Here is a 23604-nt window from a genome sequence, read left to right on the forward strand (position 1 = left end):
CCAGCTCCTCCACGAGCGCGGCCAGGTGATGCTGGGAGATGCCGGTGAGCCATGGATGGGCCAGGACCGCACGATTGACCTTGATCGCCACGGCGGGATCATGCCACAGCCGCTCATCCCTTGCCTCACCCGCTATCACGCACCAACTCGTAAGGCCGCGTCCAGGGTCCTCTGATCGAGCGCATCACGAATCACGCAAGGCACTCTACGCCGCCAACTCTCCCCATGTGGTCGCGTCACGTCAGGTTCGGGGAAGTGGAGTTGATCAGGGCTGACGGCGCCTGGACGGCATCCCTCTCTTTCCTGGACTGTCGCATGGTCAAAGATCAGTATCACCTGGATCTTTGGCGCCTATGGTAATCTGAATTCTATGCCTACCCCGTCTCTCAAGACGTTGATATTATCGGGCCGTGGTGCGGGAGATGTCTGCCCCCTGCCTTTGGGGGTTCTTTTCTGGACCTCCATTCTCATCGCGCTGGCATCGCGCTCTGTTTCTGCGTACATGCAGGATCATTTCGTTCCGGAGCAGTGGGTGCATGGTGATTGGTCATTCTTTGCTTTTCTTGCTTTCTATGTCCCCAGTGTTGCGCTCTGGCCTTTCCTTCCCTGGGGAGGGGGGAAGTCATTAGTGCAAAGAGGTCTCTCCTATGTATTCCTGGGATCCACTGTTCTCCTCCTGCCAGTGCTCGATTTCGGGCACTACTTTATTATTATCGTTTCTGTTGCGCATGCCCTGTACGCGCACAATCTGCTGACCGCGCTTGCCGTTTGCTTCGCTTTCGGTCTGGCGAATTTCGTCACAGGAGCGCTTCACCCGCTGATGCCGCTCTCTCTGGCCGCCACGAACGGCACCCTGCTCCTCGGGTACTGCCTCGGTGTGCTGATCATCCTCGCGTCCCTGCTATCCGCCAGTCGCAGGGCACGGCAGACTCGTGAGCTACTCGGGGAACTCACCGAGGCCCACCGCAAACTACGGCATTACTCCTCAAGGGTCCGTGAACTTGCGATTGAGGAGGAACGCGGGCGTATGTCCAGGGAGATGCATGACAGCACAGGGCATTACCTGACCGCCATCAAACTCTGCCTGTCCAGTGCACGGCGCTCGGCGGACGGCGTTCCGGAGGTGGTCCGTGAGGAGATTGATGACGCGTATCGGCTGGCCGGGGAAGCGTTGGCTGAGACCCGTCGCTGGGTTCGCGCCCTCAAACCCCTCGATCTGGAGCAGCTCAACGGGCCTGAGGCGCTACAGGGGCTCACCACGGCGTTCAAAGACACGGGCGTCAGTACCGAGTTCCGCCTCGTCGGTGCGTGGCCTGACGATATGGACGGCGAAGTCGAACTCGCGTTGTACCGCACTGTGCAGGAAGGACTGACCAATGCGCTGCGGTATTCCCAAGCTGACAGAATCACCGTGGACGTCAGGATCGGGGATGGCACGGTGGAGGTTGACGTCGTTGACGACGGGACGGGAGCCGCCGACGGTTACGGGACGTCGGGCTTTGGCCTGTCCTCACTGGAAGAACGACTCACCTCCTTGGGCGGAAACCTCCACACGGGCAACCGCCCCGAAGGAGGGTTCCGCCTCTCTGCCCATGTTCCCTGCCAGCCTGCCTACCTCATGGAGGAGATGTCGTGAAACATGAGGAACTGGTGCGAGTCCTCATCGTAGACGACCAAGCCCTGATGCGCCGCGGCCTCGCACGCCTTCTATCCCCTGAAGAGGGCATCGAGGTCGTGAAGGTGGCCGAACATGGTCAAGCCGCGCTGGACTTTCTCGCCTCGTGCGACGAAGAACGCCTGCCGCATGCCGCGCTCGTCGATATCCACATGCCGGTCATGGACGGCATCACCCTGTTGAAGCGGCTCCAGGAGTCGTATCCCTCGATCAGGTCCGTGGTCCTCACAGCATTCGAGGAAGACGAGTACCTGTTCGACGGGCTGAGGTCCGGGGCCAAAGGGTATCTGCTCAAGGATGCTGAGCCAGAGGAGATCGCTGACGTAGTGCGTCGAGTCGCACATGGAGAGAGTGTTCTCACCGGTGCGGTTGCCGACCGTCTCATCAGAGAACTGAGTTCACCGAGCGCGCCAGCGGCACAACTGACGACACCTGGCCCGGGCCCGTTGTCCGAACGTGAATACGAGGTGGTCGGGTTGATCAGCGAGGGCGAGGCCAATCGAGGCATCGCGAAGCGCCTGTTCATCACCGAGGGCACCGTCCGCAACCATGTGACGAACGCCCTTCGTAAACTGGGCTTGCGCGATCGCACCCAACTCGCCCTCTGGTACGACCGTCACCGTACGTGACTGGGAGGCGGCGAGGTTCCATGACTGGCCGCCGTATGATCCGGGACGAATGCCGGGGTGGCCGTGTGATTTTGCGCGCCACGGCTACCAGACCGTCAGAGTTCCCCAGAGTGCCCCGACCAGCATCACCGAGGACACCATGATCGACAGGGCGAACACGGGAACGTGCAGCCAACGCCACCTTCCCGCCTCGACCGGGGCCGAGCGCCAGTGCCAGGCGCCCAGTACAGCACCTGCGGCTGCCATGCCCGTGCCGAGCGCCCAAGCTGTTTCCGGCGTGTCCACCCATCCACCCAGCCTCAGCGCGACGGCGACCCAGGCGAACGCGCCGAGAGACAGTGAAACGATCCGCAGCCGGTCGAGGGGGCGCTGGGTGAGGAGTGTACGCCGCCGCAGCACCAACCCGCAGAGCAGAACCGGAGGCAGAAGCGCCATGAGGAGGGTCTGCGCCATGATTGCGAGGGAGGAGGGCGCTGTGGGGACCGGCTGCGGGGCATCCCCCAAGAGCGTGAGGGCCAAGGCGGGCGCCTCCACCCCAAAGGAGTTGGCCATGACGACGGTGGAACGTTCTCCGTCGGTGGCGACCATCGTGCGGGTGCCCAGCGTGCCACCGCTGTGCCAGGTCACTTCACCGATGCCGGGAACATCGGTCAGATGCCAGCCCAGCCCCATACCGAGCGAGGTGTTTCCACTTCTCGCAGTCGGGACTACGGGGTCGACCTCCTCATGTACGGTCTCGAGAACACCCATGCCGGGGGCGTCCCCCCTCGCGATCGCGGCCATGAGGGAGACCAGGTCCTCCGGGGTACTCCAAGTGGTGATCCCCGCGGCCGCGTAGTCGGAATTGTGCCAGTCCTGTGCCCGGGCGCCCGCCTCGATGTGCGGCCCGGCCCCGTCCTCAGGGGTGCCCTCAGGGCGGATCGCGGTATCGTCCAACCCCAAAGGTGAGAGAACCCGTTCGTGGACCAGGTCGGGATAGGTGCTTCCGGCCTCCTCCGCGAGGGTCTCGCCAAGGAGGGCGTATCCGACATTGCTGTACTGATAGCGACCCCGGTTCCACGAGAGGGTGGTAGCCGCGAACTCCAGAGGCGCGGCGGCATCCGCGTATTTGTCACCGCCTACCAGTGAGCTGAGGGCTCCGAACACCCCTACTTCGGCCTCTGTCGGTATCCCAGCGTGGTGTGTGGCCAGCTCCTGAAGGGTGACAGTGGCGATTTCGGGATCTCTGAAGGCCGTGTCGGGGAAGACATCGGCCAAAGTTCGGTCCAAAGAGGTCTCACCACGTTCCACCATGTCAGCCAACAGCATCGCTGTGAAGACCTTGAAGACGGAGGCCGTCTCGAAGTGTGCGTCCGTGTTGACAGACACGGTGCCATCGGCGGTGCCGGCCGTCACCCACTCGACCTCGTCCGGAGTGTGGTTGTCGAAACGGGCGACGGCCAGGCCCTGGACCTGTACTGGGTCGAGTGCGATCTCGACATCGGCGACCAGAGCGGGGGCACCGACGAACTCTCCACCGGTCGCTGAACGGTGGGGCGCATATGGGAGGAGCAGATGACAGGCCAGAGCCACCGTCATACCAACGGCCAGTGCGGTGAACAGCACCCGGCGAGGAACGGTTGGGGCCAGCGGGCGCCGAAATGGTGCGTGAGGTTCGGGGACTGATTGTGGTTCTTTCGGAGCTAGCATGCTCCGATCCTCCTCGGCGGTACGGGTCGCGTGACAGTCACGGCCGTCACGTCCCGGTCATCCTCGCTCGGGTGACAGCAGTCATACCCGCTGTGCGGGTGGGACCGGTCATCATCCTTCGTGGCGGCACGAACGCTCGGCGGCGCCTTGGGGAGATGGGGTTGCGCCCCACCCACGACTGGAAGCCGCACGGGTGGGGCGAGGGGGTCAGGTGCCGTGGTGGGGAAGTGCGCAGGAGGAGGTGCCTCCCGGAAGTCGGTGGCGGTGGGCCGCGACCAGACGGTAGACAGCTCGGTTCAGCGTCCGGACCCCGGGCAGCAGCATGAAGGAGCCCAGGCAGCGGGCCCAGCGGCACCCCTGCCGGAGTACCCCGGCGATTGCGTCGCCACCCGACCGCGACGATCCGTCAGGGAGCAGTAGCCAAGCCTGAGCATTGGCCTGAGCAGGAGTGAGCCCGGCGCTGGCCAGGTCGAATCCCTGCCACGGAGCGAAGGTCACGTCACTACGCGTCCGGTGTCTGGCAAAATCCACCGAGCGCTGGCAGAAGCCGCAGTCCCGGTCGTACAGGAACAGGCCCGCGTTCGGGACATCGCTCGCGTCCTGGAGACCGTCCATCGCGGTCACCCACCTGTTCTGGTGAAATACGGAGAGAACGTCGCCGTCACAGGCACGGACAGTTGGTGGAACCGCTTCGCTCCGGTTGGCATCACTCTCCCTTCCGATCGGAGGGATTCTCATCCGAGGCCCGCTCGCGCCGGGCCAAACGGTCGCGCACAGCCCAGGAGCTCGTGAGCGCACCCGCGACGACCGTCGTCACGCACACGGCGGCGGCGACGAGCAACACCCCCAGTTGGAACTCCCCGTCCTCGACCAGGAAGAGGGCGACTCCACCGATCGCCATGGCGGTTCCGGAGACCGCCAACCAGGGAGCGATTTTGCGGTGGACTTCGTACCAGATCTCATCGTTGCCCAAAGTGAGGTTGGTCCGGATACCGAAATATGGGTTGGGCCGCAACTTTCCTTTGGCGCCAGTGTAGGCGCCGACGAGGAGCAGAACCGCGGTGATGAGGACCACGATGGAGGTCCAAATCAGTGCGCCTCCCTCCATTCTCTCGACGGCAACCGGAGCGAGCTCTCCTGGCATTCCGAGAAGGTTCCTGGGATTCACGTGCTCACTTTCCCTTCTGAAGTGACCGCGCGCTTGCGAGTCTCCGCTCTTGAGGAGGATTCCCCTTCCTCCGGCCCCTGTTGGCCAGGCAGTCGGTCGGACACCCAGCGGGGTAGCCTGTCGCCGGGGCGCACCATGTAGAGGACCAGTGCCCCAAACATGATGAGGGAGAAGCCCGGAAGCCCGACCGCCAAGGCGATCAGTCCGTGCAGGGTGATACCCGCCCCCAGCGCCACGTACCGCAACCTGTGACCGGCGAACAAACAACAGGCGATCAGAAACTCGACTAGTAGTGTTCCCCAAGTCACCGCTACGAGCACCGGGCCGACGGTCAGTAACGGTTCCATCAACCATCTCAGGTGGCCCGGAGCACCGAAAGGCGAGTACAGCGCCCAGTACCAGAACGATGTACCGTCCATCCAAGCAGGGACTGCCAATTTCCCGATACTGGCGTGAAAGTAGATGAAACACACCTGGACCCAGATGAGGGCCAGGGCGAGTGCGTTGGCGACACGAACGCCCGTTGACACGCGGGACGGCTCCGGTGCCTGCTGCCAGTGCCAACGTCTGGGATCGGTCAGACAGACGGGCAGAAGAAGGAGGGTGAGCACTGCGGCGACCTGGTCTCCGCCCTCCATCACGTTGCTGGACGAGTAGAAGGAGAGCGAGATCCACCAGTGGGGAACTGCGGTCAGACGTGGTGCAAGGCCGATTGCGACCAAGGCGAGTACCAGGACCGCGCCCCAGCGAGCGAGGTCCAGGTACTCGTAAGGAACAACGCAGAAGGCTCCGATAGTGCCTGCGGCACCCGCGCAGACCCGCCCCTCTGGCCTGGCCTCACTCGCATAGAACAGGTGTTCCACGGGTGTCGCAACCAGAGAACACAGGGTCCCCAACGCGATGAGGCTCCTGGCCAGCCCGACGTACGGGTTGTGGGCGGAGAAACGCAGGGCGGTTTCCACCCGGCGGTCCAGCCACGCCGCAACCGGACGCGGCCACTCACTGATTGACATCACAGCGATTGACCTCTTTCGAAATCGTGGCACTTCACGTCCACGACCGCGTAGTTACCCGGCATTTGCTCCACTAGGTCGGCCCAAGCCCACGGCACCGGTTCTTGTCTGGTGACGGCGAGGACACCGCAGAATCTGGAGGCTTCGCCATAGGAATCGACCGACACGTTCGGCTTCGGGGACTCCGGCAGGCAGTGGGTGATCAGCTCCTTGTCGCACCCCGTCCACCCATCCTCGGAGATCGCACCGGTGATGATGCCGATCTCGTAGCTCTCCGTACGGGCGCTCCGGTCAAGTCCGAAAAGATGCTCACCTCCCGCCACGGTGGTGGAGTTGATCTGCTCCCATTCCTGTCCACGTCGTTGGTAGACCGAGACGTACGGCTCACGCGGATCCTTTGTGAAGAACGCCCAGCCCTGTGGCGCGAACTCGCCCACCACTGCCAGACCTTGGCCCTGGTTTCTGTTCAACAGCGCTTGGGAGGGAGCGAAGGCGAGGAAGACGGTGAAGACGACGAACGCCATCACGACAATGCCCAGCAGGTACTGGCGGCGAGCCCTGTCCATGGCGCCCGTCCGGGCGGCGGAACCGCCGCCCGGACGGGACTGTCCTACAAGGTGAGAACTCACGCCGCGAGCTGCCTCGTGAGTTCGGCGACTGCCTGCTCGTGCTCAAGCGGCACCTCAGCCCCCGCACCCACGTGCAGCCAGAGGGCTTGACTCACAGCGGCGGCGGTGGTGACGGCTGCGCTGTTCTGGGCCACGACGACGGACAGGGCCACGGCGGCCGCAACCGCGACGCAGACTGCGGCGAAACCGCACGGGGAGTCGGGAGTGACCTGGCCGTCGTCCCCGACGATCTCAACCATGAGGTCGGTGCCGTCCTCCAGGGCCTGCTCGACCTTGATGGGGGAACCACTCGTCAGGTCTTCGGTGATTCCTTCGACCGCCTCGGGGTCGGTCTCGGTCATCAGATCCACGGTCTCCTCGACCATGGAGTCGTACTCTTCCTGACTGACCTCCTCCGGAAGTGCAACGCGCAGAACGCCTTCGGCAAGTGGTCCGGTGCCGAAGAACGCTGCGCTGATGACCTGCTCGGGAGAGTTCGTCGACTCCGACGAATCCATCGCCTCCTGGGCGTTTGACACACCCGGGGCGGACAAGATGACCGCAGTGGCCGTCAGAGCTGCAACAAATCTCTTCTTCACTGCTTGCCCTTCATAAGGGAATGGGGGTAAAAACCCACGATCTTCAAACGAGGAAGGGGGCGAAATAAATATAGGGACGGAGTTCCATTCGTGCAATATGAAAATAGCTGAATCATGCACGGTTGCACGTGGAGGTGCATGACAAATGTCATGTGTGGCCGATGAGGTGAGCTCAGTGAATTCGCTTCTCGATATTGGTCAGGGTCAACGCAGCTTGCACGATCACCCCGAGGATCGCGGCATGGGTCGGCCAGGTTCGCCCTGGCCCACCTGGGCGCCGCGCTGCGCCTCGAGCAGTTCACCTTCCTGGGCATCCAGACCCTCTACGACCGCTACTTCCTGCACAGCGACGAGGTCCGCTACGAGCTGCTGTCCTCGTTCGACTTCATGACCTCCACGCCCACCCTGTTGGAGAGCCAGTACTCCTGAACGCACTGCAACAGGACAGTCGGCCGAAGGGGGAACTCATCACGGATTGCTTTGTCCCTCGCCGTAGCTCCAGGAGAACCGAGACCAGTTGGCCGCGTGCAGCTTCGCTCCGGTGGCCGTCCCAACGGTCGAGCGACACGCGATGCGAACAGGTCTTACGAGTTGGTGCGTGATAGCGGGTCAGGGCGGCCGACGGGCGTTCGTCTCGGGCAAGAAGAAGCAGAACACCATGAAGGCCACCGTCGTGGCCGACCACCGCGGGCGCACCTTGTGGACCGACGCGATGCGGCCTGGGCGGATGCACGACGCCACTGCGGCCCGCACCGCGGGCATCGACGCCTGCTTCAAGCATTTCCCGGACGTGGAGGTCCTGCTCGATGACGGGTACCTCGGCCTGCTTCGCGACCATCCGCATCAGGCCCTCACCCCGCCGCGTAAACCGAACCGGAGCGCTCTGCCCGAGTTCCACGAGCGGTGGAAACACCACCGCCATGCGCATTCGTCGGATCGGATCACCGTTGAGCATGCCCTGGCCGACCACAAGCACTGGAAGCAGTTGACGCGCTGGACGCATCGGCGCGAGAACCTCCCGGCCACCTACCGGGCCATCGCCGGGTTGGTCTCCGGTCGCACCGCGAACATCTGACAAGCGTCGCGGGCGGGACCACCATGCCTCACCCGCTATCACGCACCAACTCGTAAGGGAGGCCAGTGGAGGCCTATCTAGTCGGGTTCCGTAGGCGGTGCTCGTCGTGAGGGGTCCGAGCATTCGTTGAAGCTCGGAAGGCCTACAGTGCCGGTGTGAGCACCCAATGGACGGTCCACGGCGAGAAGCTCGTAGACCAGAACCGGCACATCCGCCTCTCCACCGTCGACGTCACCCTCCCGGACGGGGTGTCCTTCACCCAGTACGTCGTCGCCATGCCCCCCGGCCGCGATGACGCTCGTGGTCAACGACCAGTGCGAAGCCCTGCTGATGCGTCGACACCGTTTCATCATCGACCGGTGGGTGTGGGAGCTACCTGGCGGCTACGTCGACGGTGCTGAGGACATCGAGGCCGCGGCGGCACGCGAGGTCGAGGAGGAGACCGGGTGGCGTCCCCGCTCGATGGAGCACATGGTGACCTTCCAGCCCGCCATCGGATCGGTGGACCAGCCCCAGATCATCTACCTGGCCCGAGGCGCCGACATCACCGACACCCCTCCCGACATCAACGAGGCCCAGGAGATCCGCTGGTGGCCGCTGGAGGAGGCGGTGGAGATGATCGCCCGGGGGGAGATCGTCGGCGCGTCCACCGTGGTCGCCCTGTACCGGGCGCTCACCCTGGTATGACCTCCCTGACCCGTACCGCGAACTCCTCCACCTCGGGCAGCTCCTCGTGAGGCCGAAGCCGGTGCCGCAGACGGCGCAGGTAGGACAGCGCGCATTGTGGTAGGTCAACCACTCCAGCGGGCTCGGGACGTTCACCTCTGGAACGCACCGACACAGCTTGAGGAAGACGTACTGCGAACCCCGTATCGGTTACAGGGTTGCTATCTGTTCCTGTCTGCCTGGACAAGGGAGACGAGGAAGACGCCCCACGCAGCCGAGGTGAAGGCGAGCTGGCCCCGCGAGCGGTTCTGGGTGTCACGCACGTCCGCGCCGGTGCTGTGCTCGCGGACCTCGACGCACTCGTTGTTGCCGCCGCTGTAGGACGACTTGTGCCACTCAGTCACCGTTGATCCTCTTCATCTCCTTACGGATGGTCCTCAGCGTCTCATCCGGTCCCCAAGCCACACCCTGCAAGGCCGCGAACCACATCCGGTAACGGCCCACCTCGTTGATCGCGGTGATGATCTGCCCCTGGTGAGCGGACTCCACGTAGACCACCTCGGGCTGGTCAGCTGAGGTGATGACCCGGAAGGGGCCGTTGTTGCCCGCGTGGCGCGGCTCGTCCACGGGCACCACCAACAGGTTGACGCGCTCCCTCTCCACCAGGTCCACCACGTATTCGGGCTGCTCCAACTGCACCTGGGCCGAACCGTAGCGGCGCATGAGCAGGGACTGGTCGACCACGAGCCAGATGACGGGGGAGAGCGCCTTGGGCATCTGCTGCGCCCTACGGGCCCTTTGCTGGGCACGCTCGGCGAGTTCGCTCGCGGACAACCAGGGAGCACCGTAGCGGATCACGGCTCGCGGGTAGGCCTCGGTCTGTAGATACACCGGGAACACCAACGCCTGATACTCGTACAGGGCATCAGCTGCGTGGGTGCGCTCGGCGACCTCGTGCAGCCACGCCCGCCGTCCCGAGCCCTCGTCGCCCTCACCCCTCAGAACAGGGTTGGTGCGTCGATGACGACGGAGTGCGCGGAGTACGCCCCTACCTGTTTCACCACCCGGGCGGAGTGCCCGACCGCAAGGAGCGGGTCGCGGTCGCGGACGGGCCGGGGGAGTTCGATGAGCTGGCCTCTGCGGTGAGGACCTGGCTGGACACACGCCGCTGAGCAATCAGCTTTTGCCTCGGGGCGGCACCACTTGTGTGGTGTCGCCCCGAGGGAGTTAGTGGGGTGTGGTGTGTCCACTGAACCCGTTCTGAACCCGGAGTGAACCCGCCCTCGGGGGCTGAACACGGGGACCCGCGAGAGAAGAAGTTCTCCCCTGCCGGTGTCGCATCTGCGCCTTCGCGGACTTCGTCAGGGAGTCAAAAGCACAGGACCGCGACGTCCCCGGGAGGGCAGGCGTGCACAACTATGAGGAAACACTGATCCACCTGGCACCACAGATCACCGATCGGGACCGCCAGATCCTGGCCGGGCTCTGGGAACACCGGGTGATGACCACCCACCACCTGCACCGCATCTACTTCCCCAAGGCCGGGCCACGCCGCGCCCGTTCGCACTTGCTCACCTTGTACCGGTACGGGATCTTTAACCGCTTCCGCCGCCACGCCCACGACCGTAACGCCCCCGACCGCTGGGTCCTGACCCCCACCGGTGCGGTCCTTCTCGCCCTCTACCAGGGTAAGGAACCCGACGCGTTGAAGTTCCGCGCCGACCGCGTCCTGGCCCTGGCCCACTCACCCCAGCTGGACCACATCCTTGGCTTGGCCGAGACTCGGGCGGCCTTCACCGAAAGCGCCCGCGCGGTCGGCGCGCACCTGCGGCACTGGGAGGGCGAGCGCGCATGCGCCGACCGGTGGGGCCGCCACATCCGCCCCGACGCCTACGTGTGCTGGAAAGCAGGACCAGACGGTGGTGGACGCTTTCGTGGAGTACGACACCGGCACCGAGTCCCTGACCCAGCTCAAGAACAAGATGCCCGGTTACGCGCGTTTGGCCCGCGAGAGCAAGCTGCCTTCGATCGTGGTGGTACTGGTCCACTCCGACCAGCGCGAGGACAACGCCGCCCACAAGCTCGCCGTGGACTGCACCGGCAGGGTCGGGGTGTACCTGACCACCCACGCCAGGCTGGCCCAGCAGGGCGCGGCCGAGCCGATCTGGCGCCTGGCCCACTGCACCGGCCGAGTGCCCCTGCGCGACCTGCCACGCGCCTACCCCAACCGGACACAAGAGTGAGGACGAGGGCAGTGAACCCCTGAGCCGTTCGGGGGTCCTGTCGGCGTTCCTTCGGGGCGTCCGCGTGGGGGTCCGGCCTTGGATGGACCACCCCTGGGAGCAGTCACAGTGCAGCTCGCGCGGGCTTGGGGGTGGTCCACCGGCCGCCGCGGCTGTCTACCCAAGGAGGTAGTCCCCTTCACGTAGGGCGGGCGGCGCCGGGTGTGCGCGGAGGCGCGAACGCCCCCGCGCACCCTCATCACCAGGCCAACACCAACCACAGCGGGCCGCATCCTCTGCTCTTCCTACCTGTTGCTTCTGGTCTTTCCCGTACTGCTCCGTGGTGGTGGAGCGGCGCGGCCAAGATCGGCCAACGGGCCGAGGAGGACGGCGGCGCACCTGCTCTTCTCACGCCCCTCTCGCGACGGCGCGGCGCATCTGCTTCACGTCCGGTCGGGTGAGCGAAGCGGTGCTGCGCGGGCGCGGCCTCGCGGCTGCGGAGCCGGTGTCGCATCCGCGGTGGCGGGTGTCTTCTTCGGGGTTCATCAGGGTGAGAACACCACCAGCGCGGCGAGGCCGCGTGCCGGGTGACGGGGTTCAGAGCGGATCGCGACCGATCACGAAGGAGCGGACATGGGGGACATACGACGACCGGCACCGCTGGGGAACCGGAGGCCGCTGGTGGGCGGCGTGGCGGCCCGAACCCGGGGACCGCGCCCCACGGGCCATGGTGGTGTGCCGGGCGCGGACGGGCCGTCTGACGGCCCAACACGGCCCGGTGTGGTCAGGGGCGACGATAGGGGAGGGTCCAGTGGGGCCGACAGGGGTTGCCTGTGTCCCTGAACAGGAAAAACGGCATACCACCCGGAACAGGCGGCCCAACGAACAGAAGCGTGAATCCGCTGGGGGATTCATCGAATCCGCTTGCACTTCTCGGTGGGGTCGGGCGTGGATGCGTGGTGCCCCGCACCATGCGGGGCCGCGCACCGCATCCGTACAGCTCACAGATGATGGGGAGGTGGTTCGAGTGGATGTGAGCACTCCGCCCGCGCTGGGTGAGATCGACCAGTTGCCGCTGGTACTGGACCCGGTCACCGCCGGGCGCCTTTTCAGGATGAGCCGCTCGGCGGTCTACCGCCACCTCAAGGCGAGCACGTTCCCCTTCTCCGCCCACTGGGCGGGGCGGCTCTGGCACATCCCGGCCGCGGGAGTGCTCTTCCACTTCGGAACCGACCTCCACACCCTGCTGGGTTGCTGCGGGTGCGGTGCGCGCCGTGACGAAGACCAGGAGGCCCACGTTGGCCGCTCGTGAAGGAACCACGCTCAAACGCTGCGGATGCCGCGACCCCAGGACCAACAAACTCCTCGGCACCACGTGCCCACTGCTGCGCCGCCGCACCGGGGCCTGGAGCTCCACCCACGGCAGGTGGGGCTACCAGATCGAACTCCCACCCACCACTGGCGGGAAGCGGCGCCAAGCCCGCCGTATCGGACTCACCAGCCAGGAGGACGCACAGGAAGCACTCCAGCACATCCGCTCCCTGCTCGACCTCGCCGAGGACGACGCCGAGACCCTGGCGCAGATCGCGGACGTGATCCAGGGCTCGATCAAGGCCCGCGCACCCCTACCGGACCTGCGGGAGGTGCAGCGGCGCATCAGCGTCGGGGTGGACGTACGCACCGAGGCGCCCACCGTCGAGCAATGGCTGCGCGAGTGGCTGCCGGACAAGCCAGGCCTGACGGAGAACACCCGACGCTCCTACGCCGGCCACATCCGTAACCACCTCCTCCCGCACCTGGGCAGGATCCGGGTGGACAAACTCCAGTCCCGCCACGTGGAGGCGATGTTCACCGCCATCGGGGAGACCAACACCCACATCCTGGAGTGCCGCGAGGCCGACGACCCGACCGTGCGGGGTCCGGTGAAAGGCAAACGGGTGGTGTCGCTGGCCACCAAGCACCGCGTCCGCGCCACCTTGCGCAGCGCCCTGTCCGACGCGGTGCGCCGCCCCGACCTACCGGTCACCGTCAACACCGCCTCCCACGCCCGCCTGCCCCCGCAAGAAGCCGCTGGTGTGGACACCCGGCCGGGTCAAACAGTGGGCCAAAGACGGCACCATCCCCGGAGAGGTCATGATCTGGACTCCGGAACAGACCACCCGCTTCCTGGCTCACGCCCGCAAGTACACCTGGCTCTACGCCCTGTTCCACCTGATCGCCGTCAAAGGGCTCCGGCGCGGTGAGGCGGTCGGGCTGCCCTGGACCAACACCCGCCTGACCGACGCCGAGATCGACATCCGCACCCAGATCGTGCAACTGGGCTGGCGAACCCACACCTGCACACCCAAGAGCACGGCCGGGGAGCGCACCATCACCCTGGACTCCGACACTGTCCGTATCCTGCGCGCCTGGCGGCGACAGCAGTTGGAGGCCGAACTCGCCGCAGGCCAGGGGTGGACGGACACCGGTCTGGTGTTCACTCGCCAGGACGGCACCGCCTGGCACCCGGCCCAGGTCACCGACTGGTTCGCGCGCATCGTCCGCTCAGCGGGATTGCCGCCGATCGGCCTGCACGGGCTGCGCCACGGATCAGCGTCGATGATCCTGGCAGCAGGGGTGGACGTCAAGGTGGTCTCGGCCGAGCTCGGCCACGCCACCACCCACTTCACCCAGGACACTTACCAGACAGTGTTCCCCGAGGTGGCCAGGGCAGCGGCCGAGGCCACCGCGGCCATGCTCAAAACCGCGTCCCAGCAGGCCTGAACCAGAATTCAGGCATGTGACGTCTGGTGCCGGGGCCGTGAGGCGATCCTCGCGGCCCCGTTCACATGGGCAGCACAGGCGGCCTGAAACTTTCCCGACCAAGCAGCAAGATGTGACTTCCATCACATACTCTACACTGTTTTGAAATATTCTCGATTTTGCCTGGAAATTATCTCCGCAGGTCAGAAATTTGTGGAAACCGTGAAACTAAAAGAAACTAATCGCTGGCCTGGTGGCTCCTGATTAAGAAAAATTTTAGGAGCTTCGCTGGGGCGGTAGATTGGTCCATGTACCACCTCCGAGGGCTCCTTGCTCGCTGGATGCTGACGCGTGTGCACGGCGGCGGAATCCAGCCGTCGGGTCGAAGTAAAACCCGATAACAGTGGGGAGTAGAACATGGAGCACGGACGCAGGCAGTGGTGGAAGGAAGCTGCACTATGGAGGTTCCTTGAGCTGCTGGTGCGCATCCTGATCCGTGAGATCGGGGGCTAGGTTCGACCCGCTGGCATCGGGCCGAACCTAGCGGTGGTGGCTCGGTGTTGTTCATGCCGAGCCACCACTGGTGTGTCTTGGGGCGGGTGTGGTTTGCACCATTCCCGCCCTCCAACAATTCTTATACTACCAGTTTTGTAGTTCTGTAGTTTTGTAGTAACGAGTGTTTTCCGCCTGGGTGGTGCCGGAAGCCGACTCCAGGATGGTTGCGAGGGCAGCCGGTTCCGGTTTTCCTGTGCTTCGGTCTGGAGAAGGTCGAGGAGCCTGGCATGTACGGCGTCGGCGGGTTTGTCCTGGTACTCGGGCCCGTCATAGACCTCGTTCGGTGGGATGTCCTCCTCCTGATGGGCTCACCCAGATCTTCGTCGCGAGGCAGCTCCCATCTCACTGAGGGTTGTGTGCTCGGAGGGTGTTTGTGCAAACACGCAGCGGTGTCATTGTTGGACGACAAGATGTTGGGTTCTGGCGCTGATTTTGTAGTTCTCTCACAAAGGGCCGCAGAGGCCTGTGCTCCTGAACTACGTGCGCGCTTCAGGAGGTCGATGAAGTACCCCTGTATCTGCTCCGTCTGAGTAACGGAACGTGACGCACCACAAGATCAGTGTCGCCCCCAGGCCGCTGTCGCTCAACAGCCGTAGCGGGTGCGTTCGTGGCACGGTGTGGGCCGACGTGTGGCGTTTGGTTCCCGTGTTGGGGTCCGGGTGACCCGGCGGGGCGTGCGGGCGGCTGTGGAGCGCTGGTGGGCGTGTGCGGGCGGTACAGCCGTGGGGGTCGGGCCGGGGTTCGTCCGGCCGGATGCGGCCCCGTGGGGAGCGAGGTCCTCGCGAGGTGGGAGCGCCCATCTCGCGCTGGGGAGCCCGTATGGAGCTCCTCCGAAGTTCCGGGCACGAGAAAACCCCAGGTCGGTGGCGGTGATGAACACGCTCTGACCTGGGGTTCCGTGTGGTAGGGCCCCAGGGGATCGAACCCTGAACCCGCGGATTAAAAGTCCGCTGCTCTGCCAATTGAGCTAAGGCCCCGTGTGGCGTCCGGACACTGGCCGGAGCCGCACCGGGACAACTCTACCGCAGCGCCACGGCGGCCGTGGAGCGGCGAACACGCTTGGTGCGAGGAAGAGCAGGTCGTCGGGGCGGGAAAGCGGGGAACGGATCCGAGGGTCCGGGCCAGACGAGACGGCCGGCTTCGGAGGCTCCCGGACGTCGACGGGCGCGGCGGGCCCGGCCGCAGGCCGTCGCACAGGTCCTCCGGGCGCGTCGCCGGGTCTGCGGCCGGAGGTGTTGGTGTACTCGGAGGGCATCCTGAGCCAACGACGACAAGGAGCATTATGGCGTTCTCGGAGAAGCAGCAGGCGGTCCTGCGCAAGCCCGCGTTCGGGCACGTGGCCACCCTCGGACCGGACGGCGAGCCCCAGTCCAGCCCGGTGTGGATCGACTGGGACGGCGAGTTCCTCAAGTTCAGCCAGACCACGACCCGGCAGAAGCTGCACAACCTCAAACGCGACGGCCGGATCTCGGTGTCGGCCACCGACCCCGACGACCCCTACATGTACGTGGAGGTCCGCGGCGTGGTCGACCGGGTGGACGAGGACCAGGACAAGGCCTTCATCAACGAGATGGCCCAGAAGTACCTCGGAGGACCCTACCCCTGGGACGACCCCAAGGAAGAGCGTGTCATCGTCTATGTTCGGCCCGAACGTTTCGTGGGCCGGTAGGACACGGGTGCGGCCCCGCACCGGCGGGGTCGCACCGCCCCCGGCGCGGGCGTGCTCCGTCCCGCGAGAACACCTGTTGAGAAAGATTGCATGGTCTGCAATAATTGATCGTGCACGGGGGAGGACCATTGGGGCTGCGCGAACGCAAGAAGCAGGCCACGCGCCGCGCACTCCAGGACGCGGCCGTACGCCTCACTCTGGATCGCGGCCTGGAGAACGTGACCGTGGAGGAGATCGCGGCCGAGGCCGACGTCTCCACCCGGACCTTCTTCAACTACTTCGCCACCAAGGAGGACGCCCTCCTCGGCGACGTTCCGGGGACCCCCGACGAGGAGGTGCGGCGGGAGTTCGTCAACGGCGGCCCCACCGGTGACTTCGTCGAGGACCTCATCACCGTGCTGATCACGTTCCTGGTCAGTACCGACGACCTCGCCACACAGCGCGCCGACATGCGCATGCGCAAGGAGCTCATGGAGCGCGAGCCCCAGCTCGTGCGCGGTATGCTCGCCCGCTTCCACCACGTGGAAACGGAGCTCGCCGCGGCCATCGCTGAGCGGTCCGGAGCCTCACCGGAGGACGACCGCCCCCTCCTGGTCGCCGCGGCGGCCATGTCGGTGATGCGCCACACCATGAAGAGCCTCCACTTCTCGGAGAGCGAGGAGGCCGCGGACATCCGCGCCAAGATCCGCGCGGCCTTCCGCCACCTGGGCGAGGCCTACGGGCCGTCCACGCCCACCGGCTGACCGGGGCACTCCGGCCCCTCGGGGCCTCCTAGCAGGCGAACGGAGTCCCATGTCCACCACCATCGGTCGCACCAGGTTGCGTTGGATCTTCCTGGCGATCATCCTGACGATGCTGCTGGCCTCACTGGACCAGACCATCGTCTCCACGGCCCTGCCCACCATCGTCGGGGAGCTCAACGGCCTGGAGCACCTGTCCTGGGTCGTCACCGCGTACATGCTCGCGGCCACCGTCGGCATGCCCATCTACGGCAAGGCGGGCGACATCTTCGGCCGCCGCTACGTGTACCTGTTCGCGATCGCCGTCTTCCTGCTCGGATCCGTGCTGGCCGGGCTCGCCCAGGACATGACCCAGCTCATCCTCTTCCGTGCCCTCCAGGGCATCGGAGGCGGTGGTCTGATGATCAGCGCCCAGGCGATCATCGCCGACGTCGTATCCCCGCGGGAGCGCGGCAAGTACATGGGCATCATGGGCGCCGTGTTCGGGGTCTCCTCGGTGGCCGGTCCGCTGCTCGGCGGCTTCTTCACCGACCACCTGGACTGGCGCTGGATCTTCTACATCAACCTGCCCCTGGGCGCGATCGCCCTGGTCACGGCGGCGACCATGATCCGCCTGCCCATGCCCGAGGGGCCCAGACCGAAGCTGGACTACATGGGCACCGTGCTCCTGGCCGCCACAAGCGTGTGCCTGGTGCTGATGACCAGCTGGGGCGGCCACACCTACGACTGGGTGAGTCCGCAGATCCTCAGTCTGGGAGCGGGCGCGGGCGTGGCGGCGCTCCTGTTCGTGCTGGTGGAACGGCGCGCGGCCGAGCCGATCATCCCGCTGCGCCTCTTCCGTGACCGCGACTTCGTCCTCACCGCGCTGATCGGCATCACCGTGGGCATCGCGATGTTCTCCACGGTTTCCTACCTGCCCACGTTCCTGCAAATGGTCAAGGGCGCCACCGCCACCGAGTCCGGGCTGCTCATGCTCCCGATGGTGGTCGGTATGCTCACCAGCACCATCACGACCGGTCGTCTCATCTCCGCCACCGGTCGCTACAAGCACTGGCCGATCATCGGCACCGCCATCATCTCCCTGGGCCTGGTCCTGCTCTCCCAGATGGACGCCGACACCTCCTACCTCTACAACGGTTCGGCGATGCTGGTCATGGGCCTGGGTGTGGGCATGGTGATGCAGAACCTGGTGCTGATCGTGCAGAACACGGCTCCGCGCCGCGACCTCGGTGCCGCGACCTCGGCGAACAACTACTTCCGCCAGATCGGCGCGTCCTTCGGTATCGCCGTGTTCGGGTCGATCTTCGTGTCCCGCCTCAACGAGCGGGTGGCCGACATGCCGGGCGGTGGCCTGGAGTTCGAGGGCGGCGAGGCCGGTATCAGCTCCATGACCCCGCAGATGCTACAGAGCCTGCCCGATCCGGTGCGGGAGTTCATCGTGGACGCCTTCGCGGGCGCCCTGCCCCCGATCTTCCTCTACGCGGTTCCGATCTCGCTGGTCGGGTTCGCGCTCTCCTGGTTCATCACCGAGAAGCCGTTGGCCACCACCATCGGCGGTGTCGGACAGAGCAAGGAGAGCGGGGAGGGAGAGGAGAGCGGCGACCGGAGCGAGAAGGACACCAGGAACTCCGCGTAGCGCACGGCTCCCGCCAGGCAGGGCACAGCTCCCACCGCGCAGCGCACAGCTCCCACCGCGCGGTGCACATCTCCCACTGACCGAGGGGACCCCGGTTTCTCCTGGTGTGTTCCACACCCCGGGAACGCCGCGGGTCCCTTCGCCGTCAAACCCGAGGGGGCGCTCCGGCACCCCCGGTCCCGACCCCTCCAGGAAGGGCTCGGGGGGATGTCAGGGGAGGCCCAGGGCTGTCCCCGATGGGAATCGTCGTGGGGAAGGGGCAAGGTGGAGACATGAGCGAGAACTACCAGAACAAACGTTTCCGCCGTAGTGGTTCCGACCGATACCTGGCCGGTGTGTGCGGCGGGATCGCCGAGTTCCTCAACATCGACTCCACCATCGTCCGACTGGCCTTCGTGGTCCTGACCGTCCTCGGGTTCAGCGGCGTCTTCGTCTACATCCTGGCCTGGCTGATCATGCCGGCCGAAAACGAGAAGCGCTCCCTGCTGGAGCAGATCATCCGCAACTTCCAAGGAAAGCCGAGCGAGAACTGATGTGGACCCTCAGAGCACACCCGGACTGGGAGCGCCGAGAGCTGCGCACTCCGCGGGAGGAGCGCGAGGTCGAGGAGACCCGCGAGACCCCGGCGGAGTGCGGCAAGGACCGCTAGGACATGCTCGGCGGACACATGCCCCGATGAGCGACGGGCAGCGTCCACCGAACACGTCCTAGGCGGACTCCTCGGTCGCGTTCATCTGTTCGATGGTCTCTCCGGCCATCCGCGACCACGGGACCGCCAGCAGCGCCGCGCAGACGATGCCGAGGACACCGGCCGAAGCGATGACGGCGCCGGTGCCGAACTGCTCGGCGAAGAACCCGGCGATCAGGATGCTCACGCCCTGCGCGGCCTGGAGTCCTGCCGCGACCAGTCCGAAGGCCAGGCCACGGCCCTCCTGGGGTACGCACAGCACGAACGCCGCGTTGGCCACGAACTGGTAGGAGCCCGCGACGCCACAGAACGCGAGAGCCGTCACCATGAGCCACAGCGGCGGGCTCGCCAGCCACAGCAGCAGGGGCACACAGGTGAGCACCGCCAGCGGGCCGAGTAGACGCATGCGGGTGGGCGGCGGGACGATCCGTGTCAGGACGAGCCCGCCGATGAAGGCCCCGATCGGGGAACCCGCCATGATGAGCCCGGCGGCGGTCGATCCCGCGCCGATCTCGTCGGCCATGGGGTTGGCCAGCCCGTAGGGGATGCCGTACAGGCCGGCGAGCCAGGCGAGCAGCGCCAGGGTGCGCAGCCGCGGGTCGCTGAAGACGAGTTTGGCGCCGTCGCGGGTCATGGCCAGGAATCCGGGACGGTCCCCCTCCTCCGCACGGGGCGCGGGACGCGCGCTGACCCCCAGCAGCACGATGAGGGCGGACAGTACGAAGAGGGTGCCGGTCGACATCACGGTGATGTTGGGGCCGACGTAGGAGACGATCACACCGCCCGCGACCAGGCCGGCGAGCATGCCGAGCTGCGAGGTCAGCTGGATGATGGCGGTGCTCGCCACGTAGCGCTCGCCCTGGACGATCTCGGCCATCATCGCGGCTCGGGCCGCGGCGAAGGGGATCGACGGCACCACCGAGCAGAACAGCAGTATCCAGATGGCCCAGATCGGCATGCCCGGGATGCCGATGAGCACGATGACGGCCGCGCGCACGATATCGCAGATGACCATGATGCGTCGGCGGGGGAAGAGGTCGGCGAACCCCGCGATCAGGGGGCTGATGATCGGGGGCAGGAAGGTCAGGGCCAGGGTGACGCCTGCGGCGAGTGCTGATCCGGTCACCTGGAAGACCAGGACGCTGGTGGCGATGTTCAGCAGGTTCGTGCCGATCATCGACAGAGCGTGCGCGAGCCAGACGGACCGGAATTCGCCGATCGCCATGACGTCGCGGTAGCTGCTCCGCCAGTCTTTGCTGTTGGGGGCGCTCGAAGACTCGTGGTCTCCGTTGTCAGGTGTGTTTTCGAGGCGCGGATTGGCCACCCGGCACTCCCTTACTGTTACAGGGTTGTAATCACGCTGTGTCGTGTCCCAATAACCAACAGTTCCGGAAGGCGGGCTTCGCCGCAAGCCGTTTCGGTGATTTTGTGTCTGATTCGTTGCTGTGGGTAAAGGAGGAGAGAGTGGATTCGATCATGCCCTTCGCAGGTCATGAACGTATTGTCATCCCTGGTGGGGGTATTTGCGCGGGAGGACTCGGGGGGCAACCTGGAATGTCAGATATGCGCGAATAGTGTGCTGGTTTTCACGGAGGGTCGCTCGAAGCGCGTTCCGAGGAGGGCCGCGGTGCGGGGGAGGGCCGGACGGGCGTGGCGGATCAGCCCCAGCCCAGCTCGGTCAGTCTGGTGTCGTCGATCCCGAAGTGGTGCGCGATCTCGTGGACCACGGTGACCAGGACCTCCTCCACCACCTGCTCAGGGGTCTGGCAGAAGGCGCAGATGTTGCGCCGGTAGATGAAGATCTGGTCCGGCAGCACGCCGAAGTAGGCGTCCCCGCGCTCGGTCAGCGGGATGCCCTCGTACAGGCCGAGCAGCCCGTCCGGGGACTCGTCCTCGACGGTGATCACCACGTTGTCCATCAGCCCTGCCAGCTCGGGCGGGATCTGGTCCAGGGCGTCGGCGACCAGTTCCTCGAAGTCCCTGCGCGTAAGTTCCACCACACCCGCCATTGTGCTGCCTGGCCGCAGCCCGTTGGAAGCGACATAACACTCTGGAAGGGGATGAAACATTGGGAACGGCCTCCCGCGACGGCATGATGGGGGGTGTGTTGTCTTGGGAAGCGATCCGCGGGTACGACTTTCGCGGGGCCCTCCAGCGGCTCCGCGGCACCTTCGACCGGCTGCGCGCGGGACGTGCGTGGAGGTGGGGATGCGTCGTCGTGGCGGGCCTGGTCGGCGGCTGGCTGGGCCTGGCGCTGGGCGGGCAGGTGGTCACCCCCATCGGCCCGGCGGACGTCACCCTCGGCCTGAGCCCCCAGTGGCACGGTGAGACGGTCGTCAACGTGGCCCCGTTGGGACAGTTGGCCTTCGACACCCACAACGCCCCCATCAAGCTTGAGGCGACCATCTCCGACATCCGGCTGTCCGCCGCGGAGGAGGTCTTCACCGATCCCGAGGCAATCAACCGCATGGCTGCGGGCATCGGTTCCGACCTGCGCGCCGGCGTGATCGACCTGCTGGTGCGCGCGGTGCTCGCCGCGATCCTCGGGGCGACGGTGATGGGGCTGCTGCTCTTCCGGAACGTGTGGCGGGCCCTGGCCAGCGCGCTCGTCTCGCTGAGCGTGCTCGCCGTCTCCGGCCTCGTCGCCGCCAACACCTTCAACCCCAGTTCCATCGCCGAACCCCGCTACACGGGCCTGATCGCGGGCGCCCCACAGGTGGTGGGCAGCGCCGAGGAGGTGGTGGGCCGGTTCAGCCAGTACCAGGAGCAGCTGGCGGGCCTGCTCGGCAACGTCGCGATGCTCTACGAGGCCACCTCCACCCTGCCCGTGTACGACGAGGACGAGTCGGTGATCCGCGTGCTGCACGTGGCCGACATCCAGCTGAACCCGGCGTCGTGGAGCATCATCAGCACGCTCCAGGACCAGTACGGGGTGGACATGGTGGTGGACTCGGGCGACCTCACCGACCGGGGCAGCGCGGCCGAGGACGCGTTCGCCGAGGAGATCAGCGGCCTGGACGTCCCCTACGTGTGGGTGCGGGGCCAGCACGACTCCATGGGCACCCAGCGTGCGGTGGGGGCCCAGGAGAACGCCGTGGTGCTGGACGGCGAGGTCCAGGAGGTGGGCGGCCTGACCTTCTACGGGTCCGGGGACCCCAGGTACACCCCGGACGCGACCCGACTCAACCCGGACGCTTCCGGGGTGGCCGCACAGGGCGAGGAGGAGGCCGCGGAGGTGGTCCGCTCCCGGGAGGACGTGGACGTGGTCATCATGCACACGCGCACGCAGGCGGAGGCGTTCGACGGGGTGGCACCCCTGGTGCTGACCGGCGGCGAGCACATGCGGTCCACCGAGCTGACCGACCTGGGCACCAGGTTTCTGGTGCAGGGAACCACCGGCGGCGCGGGGCTGAGTGGCCTTGATCACGAATCCGGCCGCCCGACTCCGTACCAGGCGTCGGTGCTGTACTTCGGTGCCGAGACCGGGCGCCTCCAGGCCCGTGACGACATCGACCTGGGCGGTGTCGGGCTCACGTCGGCGCAGGTCGAGCGGCAGATCGAGGCAGAGCCCGAGCGTCCCGTGGGAGAGCCGACCGAGAGCCCGGAGGCGGAGGCCGACGACGTTGAGCGCACACCTTGACGGTAGTGTTGCCCCAGCTAGGGAGAGTTTCGATCCTCTGAGGCGATCACTTTGGTGTTGGTCGTGGATCTCCTCTATGCTTGGCGTGTCACACGGGCCCCCATCGTCTAGCGGCCCAGGACGCCGCCCTTTCAAGGCGGTAGCGCGGGTTCGAATCCCGTTGGGGGTACGAAGCGGTTTGAGCACTGTCGGACATCTGGCAGAATGAGAACCGCAGCAGCGCACGAGGCCGCGGAGGTCTGGTGCGACAACAGAACAAGGTCCTGTGGAGCAGTTAGGAGTGCTCGCCACCCTGTCAAGGTGGAGGCCGCGGGTTCAAATCCCGTCAGGACCGCCGTCGCCGATAAATCGGCGAATGCGGCTAGGTAGCTCAGTTGGTACGAGCGTCCGCCTGAAAAGCGGAAGGTCGGCGGTTCGACCCCGCCCCTAGCCACAACCCACACACATGCGAAAAGGCCCCGCCACCTGTGCGAACAGACGGCGGGGCCTTTTCGTGCGCCGGTGGCTGTCGGTGGGCGGTCGCGGGTCCCGGTGGTGGCTGCGTTTCCGGTGGCGGCGAGGCGGTCGTGTTCGGCGGCGATCTGTTCGGC

The 23604-nt window shown here is 66.0% G+C and carries 21 protein-coding genes, 4 tRNA genes and 3 pseudogenes; 17 read left to right on the plus strand and 11 right to left on the minus strand.

Annotated features, from left to right (window positions below):
- Positions 1 to 370: 370 nt before the first annotated feature.
- Positions 371 to 1636, plus strand: a complete 1266-nt coding sequence (locus AC0T5L_RS25075; protein WP_476167954.1) for a sensor histidine kinase — start codon at positions 371 to 373, stop codon at positions 1634 to 1636.
- Positions 1633 to 2304: a response regulator gene (locus AC0T5L_RS25080; RefSeq protein WP_476167955.1), complete on the plus strand. Its 672-nt coding sequence runs from the start codon at positions 1633 to 1635 to the stop codon at positions 2302 to 2304. The genes AC0T5L_RS25075 and AC0T5L_RS25080 overlap by 4 nt, the downstream gene beginning before the upstream one ends.
- An 84-nt stretch (positions 2305 to 2388) precedes the next feature.
- Here the strand turns inward: AC0T5L_RS25080 and AC0T5L_RS25085 are convergent, their stop codons facing one another.
- The 6 genes from AC0T5L_RS25085 to AC0T5L_RS25110 form a co-directional block, all read right to left on the minus strand.
- A complete protein-coding gene (locus tag AC0T5L_RS25085; RefSeq protein ID WP_476167991.1) occupies positions 2389 to 3699 on the minus strand; it encodes a serine hydrolase domain-containing protein in 1311 nt (436 codons plus the stop codon).
- A gap of 501 nt (positions 3700 to 4200) precedes the next feature.
- Positions 4201 to 4608 (minus strand): thiol-disulfide oxidoreductase DCC family protein, encoded by a 408-nt coding sequence (locus AC0T5L_RS25090; RefSeq protein WP_476167992.1) that lies wholly within the window; start codon positions 4606 to 4608, stop codon positions 4201 to 4203.
- 91 nt (positions 4609 to 4699) lie between these two features.
- Entirely contained in the window at positions 4700 to 5161 is a 462-nt protein-coding gene (locus AC0T5L_RS25095) for an SdpI family protein (RefSeq protein ID WP_476167956.1), read from the minus strand.
- Positions 5158 to 6174 carry a sporulation-delaying protein SdpB family protein gene (locus tag AC0T5L_RS25100; protein WP_476167957.1) on the minus strand — a complete coding sequence of 339 codons (1017 nt, stop codon included), beginning with the start codon at positions 6172 to 6174 and terminating at the stop codon, positions 5158 to 5160. Before AC0T5L_RS25100 ends, AC0T5L_RS25095 begins: the two co-directional genes overlap by 4 nt.
- Entirely contained in the window at positions 6174 to 6740 is a 567-nt protein-coding gene (locus tag AC0T5L_RS25105; protein WP_476167958.1) for an SdpA family antimicrobial peptide system protein, read from the minus strand. The genes AC0T5L_RS25100 and AC0T5L_RS25105 overlap by 1 nt, the downstream gene beginning before the upstream one ends.
- A gap of 59 nt (positions 6741 to 6799) precedes the next feature.
- Positions 6800 to 7381 (minus strand): sporulation delaying protein family toxin, encoded by a 582-nt coding sequence (locus tag AC0T5L_RS25110; protein ID WP_476167959.1) that lies wholly within the window; start codon positions 7379 to 7381, stop codon positions 6800 to 6802.
- A gap of 571 nt (positions 7382 to 7952) precedes the next feature.
- On the opposite strand from AC0T5L_RS25110, the gene AC0T5L_RS25115 reads away from it, so the two are divergent.
- Together AC0T5L_RS25115 and AC0T5L_RS25120 are read left to right on the plus strand one after the other, a co-directional pair.
- On the plus strand, positions 7953 to 8456 hold the full coding sequence (locus AC0T5L_RS25115) for a transposase family protein (RefSeq protein ID WP_476167993.1): 504 nt from the start codon (positions 7953 to 7955) through the stop codon (positions 8454 to 8456).
- A gap of 155 nt (positions 8457 to 8611) precedes the next feature.
- Positions 8612 to 9143 (plus strand): annotated as a pseudogene (locus tag AC0T5L_RS25120) (NUDIX hydrolase).
- 200 nt (positions 9144 to 9343) lie between these two features.
- Here the strand turns inward: AC0T5L_RS25120 and AC0T5L_RS25125 are convergent.
- Both AC0T5L_RS25125 and AC0T5L_RS25130 read right to left on the minus strand, forming a co-directional pair.
- Complete coding sequence (locus AC0T5L_RS25125) at positions 9344 to 9526, minus strand: DUF397 domain-containing protein (RefSeq protein ID WP_476167960.1); 183 nt, start codon at positions 9524 to 9526, stop codon at positions 9344 to 9346.
- Entirely contained in the window at positions 9519 to 10124 is a 606-nt protein-coding gene (locus AC0T5L_RS25130; RefSeq protein ID WP_476167994.1) for a DUF5753 domain-containing protein, read from the minus strand. Before AC0T5L_RS25130 ends, AC0T5L_RS25125 begins: the two co-directional genes overlap by 8 nt.
- A 29-nt stretch (positions 10125 to 10153) precedes the next feature.
- Between AC0T5L_RS25130 and AC0T5L_RS25135 the strand changes: the two genes are divergently transcribed.
- The 5 genes and pseudogenes from AC0T5L_RS25135 to AC0T5L_RS25155 all read left to right on the plus strand — a co-directional run bounded on the left by AC0T5L_RS25135 (position 10154) and on the right by AC0T5L_RS25155 (position 14107).
- Positions 10154 to 10294: a hypothetical protein gene (locus AC0T5L_RS25135; RefSeq protein WP_476167961.1), complete on the plus strand. Its 141-nt coding sequence runs from the start codon at positions 10154 to 10156 to the stop codon at positions 10292 to 10294.
- A gap of 329 nt (positions 10295 to 10623) precedes the next feature.
- Positions 10624 to 10971: pseudogene (locus AC0T5L_RS25140) on the plus strand (replication-relaxation family protein); the annotation flags it as partial.
- 70 nt (positions 10972 to 11041) lie between these two features.
- The gene (locus AC0T5L_RS25145) at positions 11042 to 11365 is read left to right on the plus strand and encodes a replication-relaxation family protein (protein WP_476167962.1); all 324 of its coding nucleotides are present in this window, start codon (positions 11042 to 11044) and stop codon (positions 11363 to 11365) included.
- Positions 11366 to 12377: 1012 nt separating this feature from the next.
- A complete protein-coding gene (locus AC0T5L_RS25150; RefSeq protein ID WP_476167963.1) occupies positions 12378 to 12656 on the plus strand; it encodes a helix-turn-helix domain-containing protein in 279 nt (92 codons plus the stop codon).
- Positions 12643 to 14107, plus strand: a pseudogene (locus tag AC0T5L_RS25155) (tyrosine-type recombinase/integrase). The gene AC0T5L_RS25150 and the pseudogene AC0T5L_RS25155 overlap by 14 nt, the downstream one beginning before the upstream one ends.
- 1435 nt (positions 14108 to 15542) lie before the next feature.
- Here AC0T5L_RS25155 and AC0T5L_RS25160 read toward each other — a convergent pair.
- Positions 15543 to 15618: transfer RNA gene (locus AC0T5L_RS25160), tRNA-Lys, on the minus strand.
- Positions 15619 to 15923: 305 nt separating this feature from the next.
- Here AC0T5L_RS25160 and AC0T5L_RS25165 point away from each other — a divergent pair.
- The 4 genes from AC0T5L_RS25165 (at position 15924) to AC0T5L_RS25180 (ending at position 19219) form a co-directional block, all read left to right on the plus strand.
- A complete protein-coding gene (locus AC0T5L_RS25165; protein ID WP_476167964.1) occupies positions 15924 to 16310 on the plus strand; it encodes a PPOX class F420-dependent oxidoreductase in 387 nt (128 codons plus the stop codon).
- Between the two features lie 128 nt (positions 16311 to 16438).
- Positions 16439 to 17053, plus strand: a complete 615-nt coding sequence (locus tag AC0T5L_RS25170; protein WP_476167965.1) for a TetR/AcrR family transcriptional regulator — start codon at positions 16439 to 16441, stop codon at positions 17051 to 17053.
- 49 nt (positions 17054 to 17102) lie between these two features.
- Entirely contained in the window at positions 17103 to 18686 is a 1584-nt protein-coding gene (locus tag AC0T5L_RS25175; protein WP_476167966.1) for an MDR family MFS transporter, read from the plus strand.
- 272 nt (positions 18687 to 18958) lie between these two features.
- Entirely contained in the window at positions 18959 to 19219 is a 261-nt protein-coding gene (locus AC0T5L_RS25180; RefSeq protein ID WP_476167967.1) for a PspC domain-containing protein, read from the plus strand.
- A 174-nt stretch (positions 19220 to 19393) separates the two neighbouring features.
- Here AC0T5L_RS25180 and AC0T5L_RS25185 read toward each other — a convergent pair whose 3' ends face one another.
- Both AC0T5L_RS25185 and AC0T5L_RS25190 read right to left on the minus strand, forming a co-directional pair.
- On the minus strand, positions 19394 to 20698 hold the full coding sequence (locus tag AC0T5L_RS25185; RefSeq protein WP_476167968.1) for an MFS transporter: 1305 nt from the start codon (positions 20696 to 20698) through the stop codon (positions 19394 to 19396).
- Positions 20699 to 21032: 334 nt separating this feature from the next.
- The gene (locus AC0T5L_RS25190; protein ID WP_476167969.1) at positions 21033 to 21383 is read right to left on the minus strand and encodes a metallopeptidase family protein; all 351 of its coding nucleotides are present in this window, start codon (positions 21381 to 21383) and stop codon (positions 21033 to 21035) included.
- 86 nt (positions 21384 to 21469) lie between these two features.
- On the opposite strand from AC0T5L_RS25190, the gene AC0T5L_RS25195 reads away from it, so the two are divergent.
- The 4 genes from AC0T5L_RS25195 (at position 21470) to AC0T5L_RS25210 (ending at position 23447) form a co-directional block, all read left to right on the plus strand.
- A complete protein-coding gene (locus AC0T5L_RS25195) occupies positions 21470 to 23014 on the plus strand; it encodes a metallophosphoesterase family protein (RefSeq protein ID WP_476167995.1) in 1545 nt (514 codons plus the stop codon).
- A 96-nt stretch (positions 23015 to 23110) separates the two neighbouring features.
- Positions 23111 to 23183: transfer RNA gene (locus AC0T5L_RS25200), tRNA-Glu, on the plus strand.
- A gap of 90 nt (positions 23184 to 23273) precedes the next feature.
- Positions 23274 to 23348 (plus strand) — tRNA-Asp (locus AC0T5L_RS25205).
- Between the two features lie 25 nt (positions 23349 to 23373).
- Positions 23374 to 23447 (plus strand) — tRNA-Phe (locus AC0T5L_RS25210).
- Positions 23448 to 23604 lie beyond the last annotated feature (157 nt).

The organism is Nocardiopsis sp. TRM 82005 (assembly GCF_056312425.1).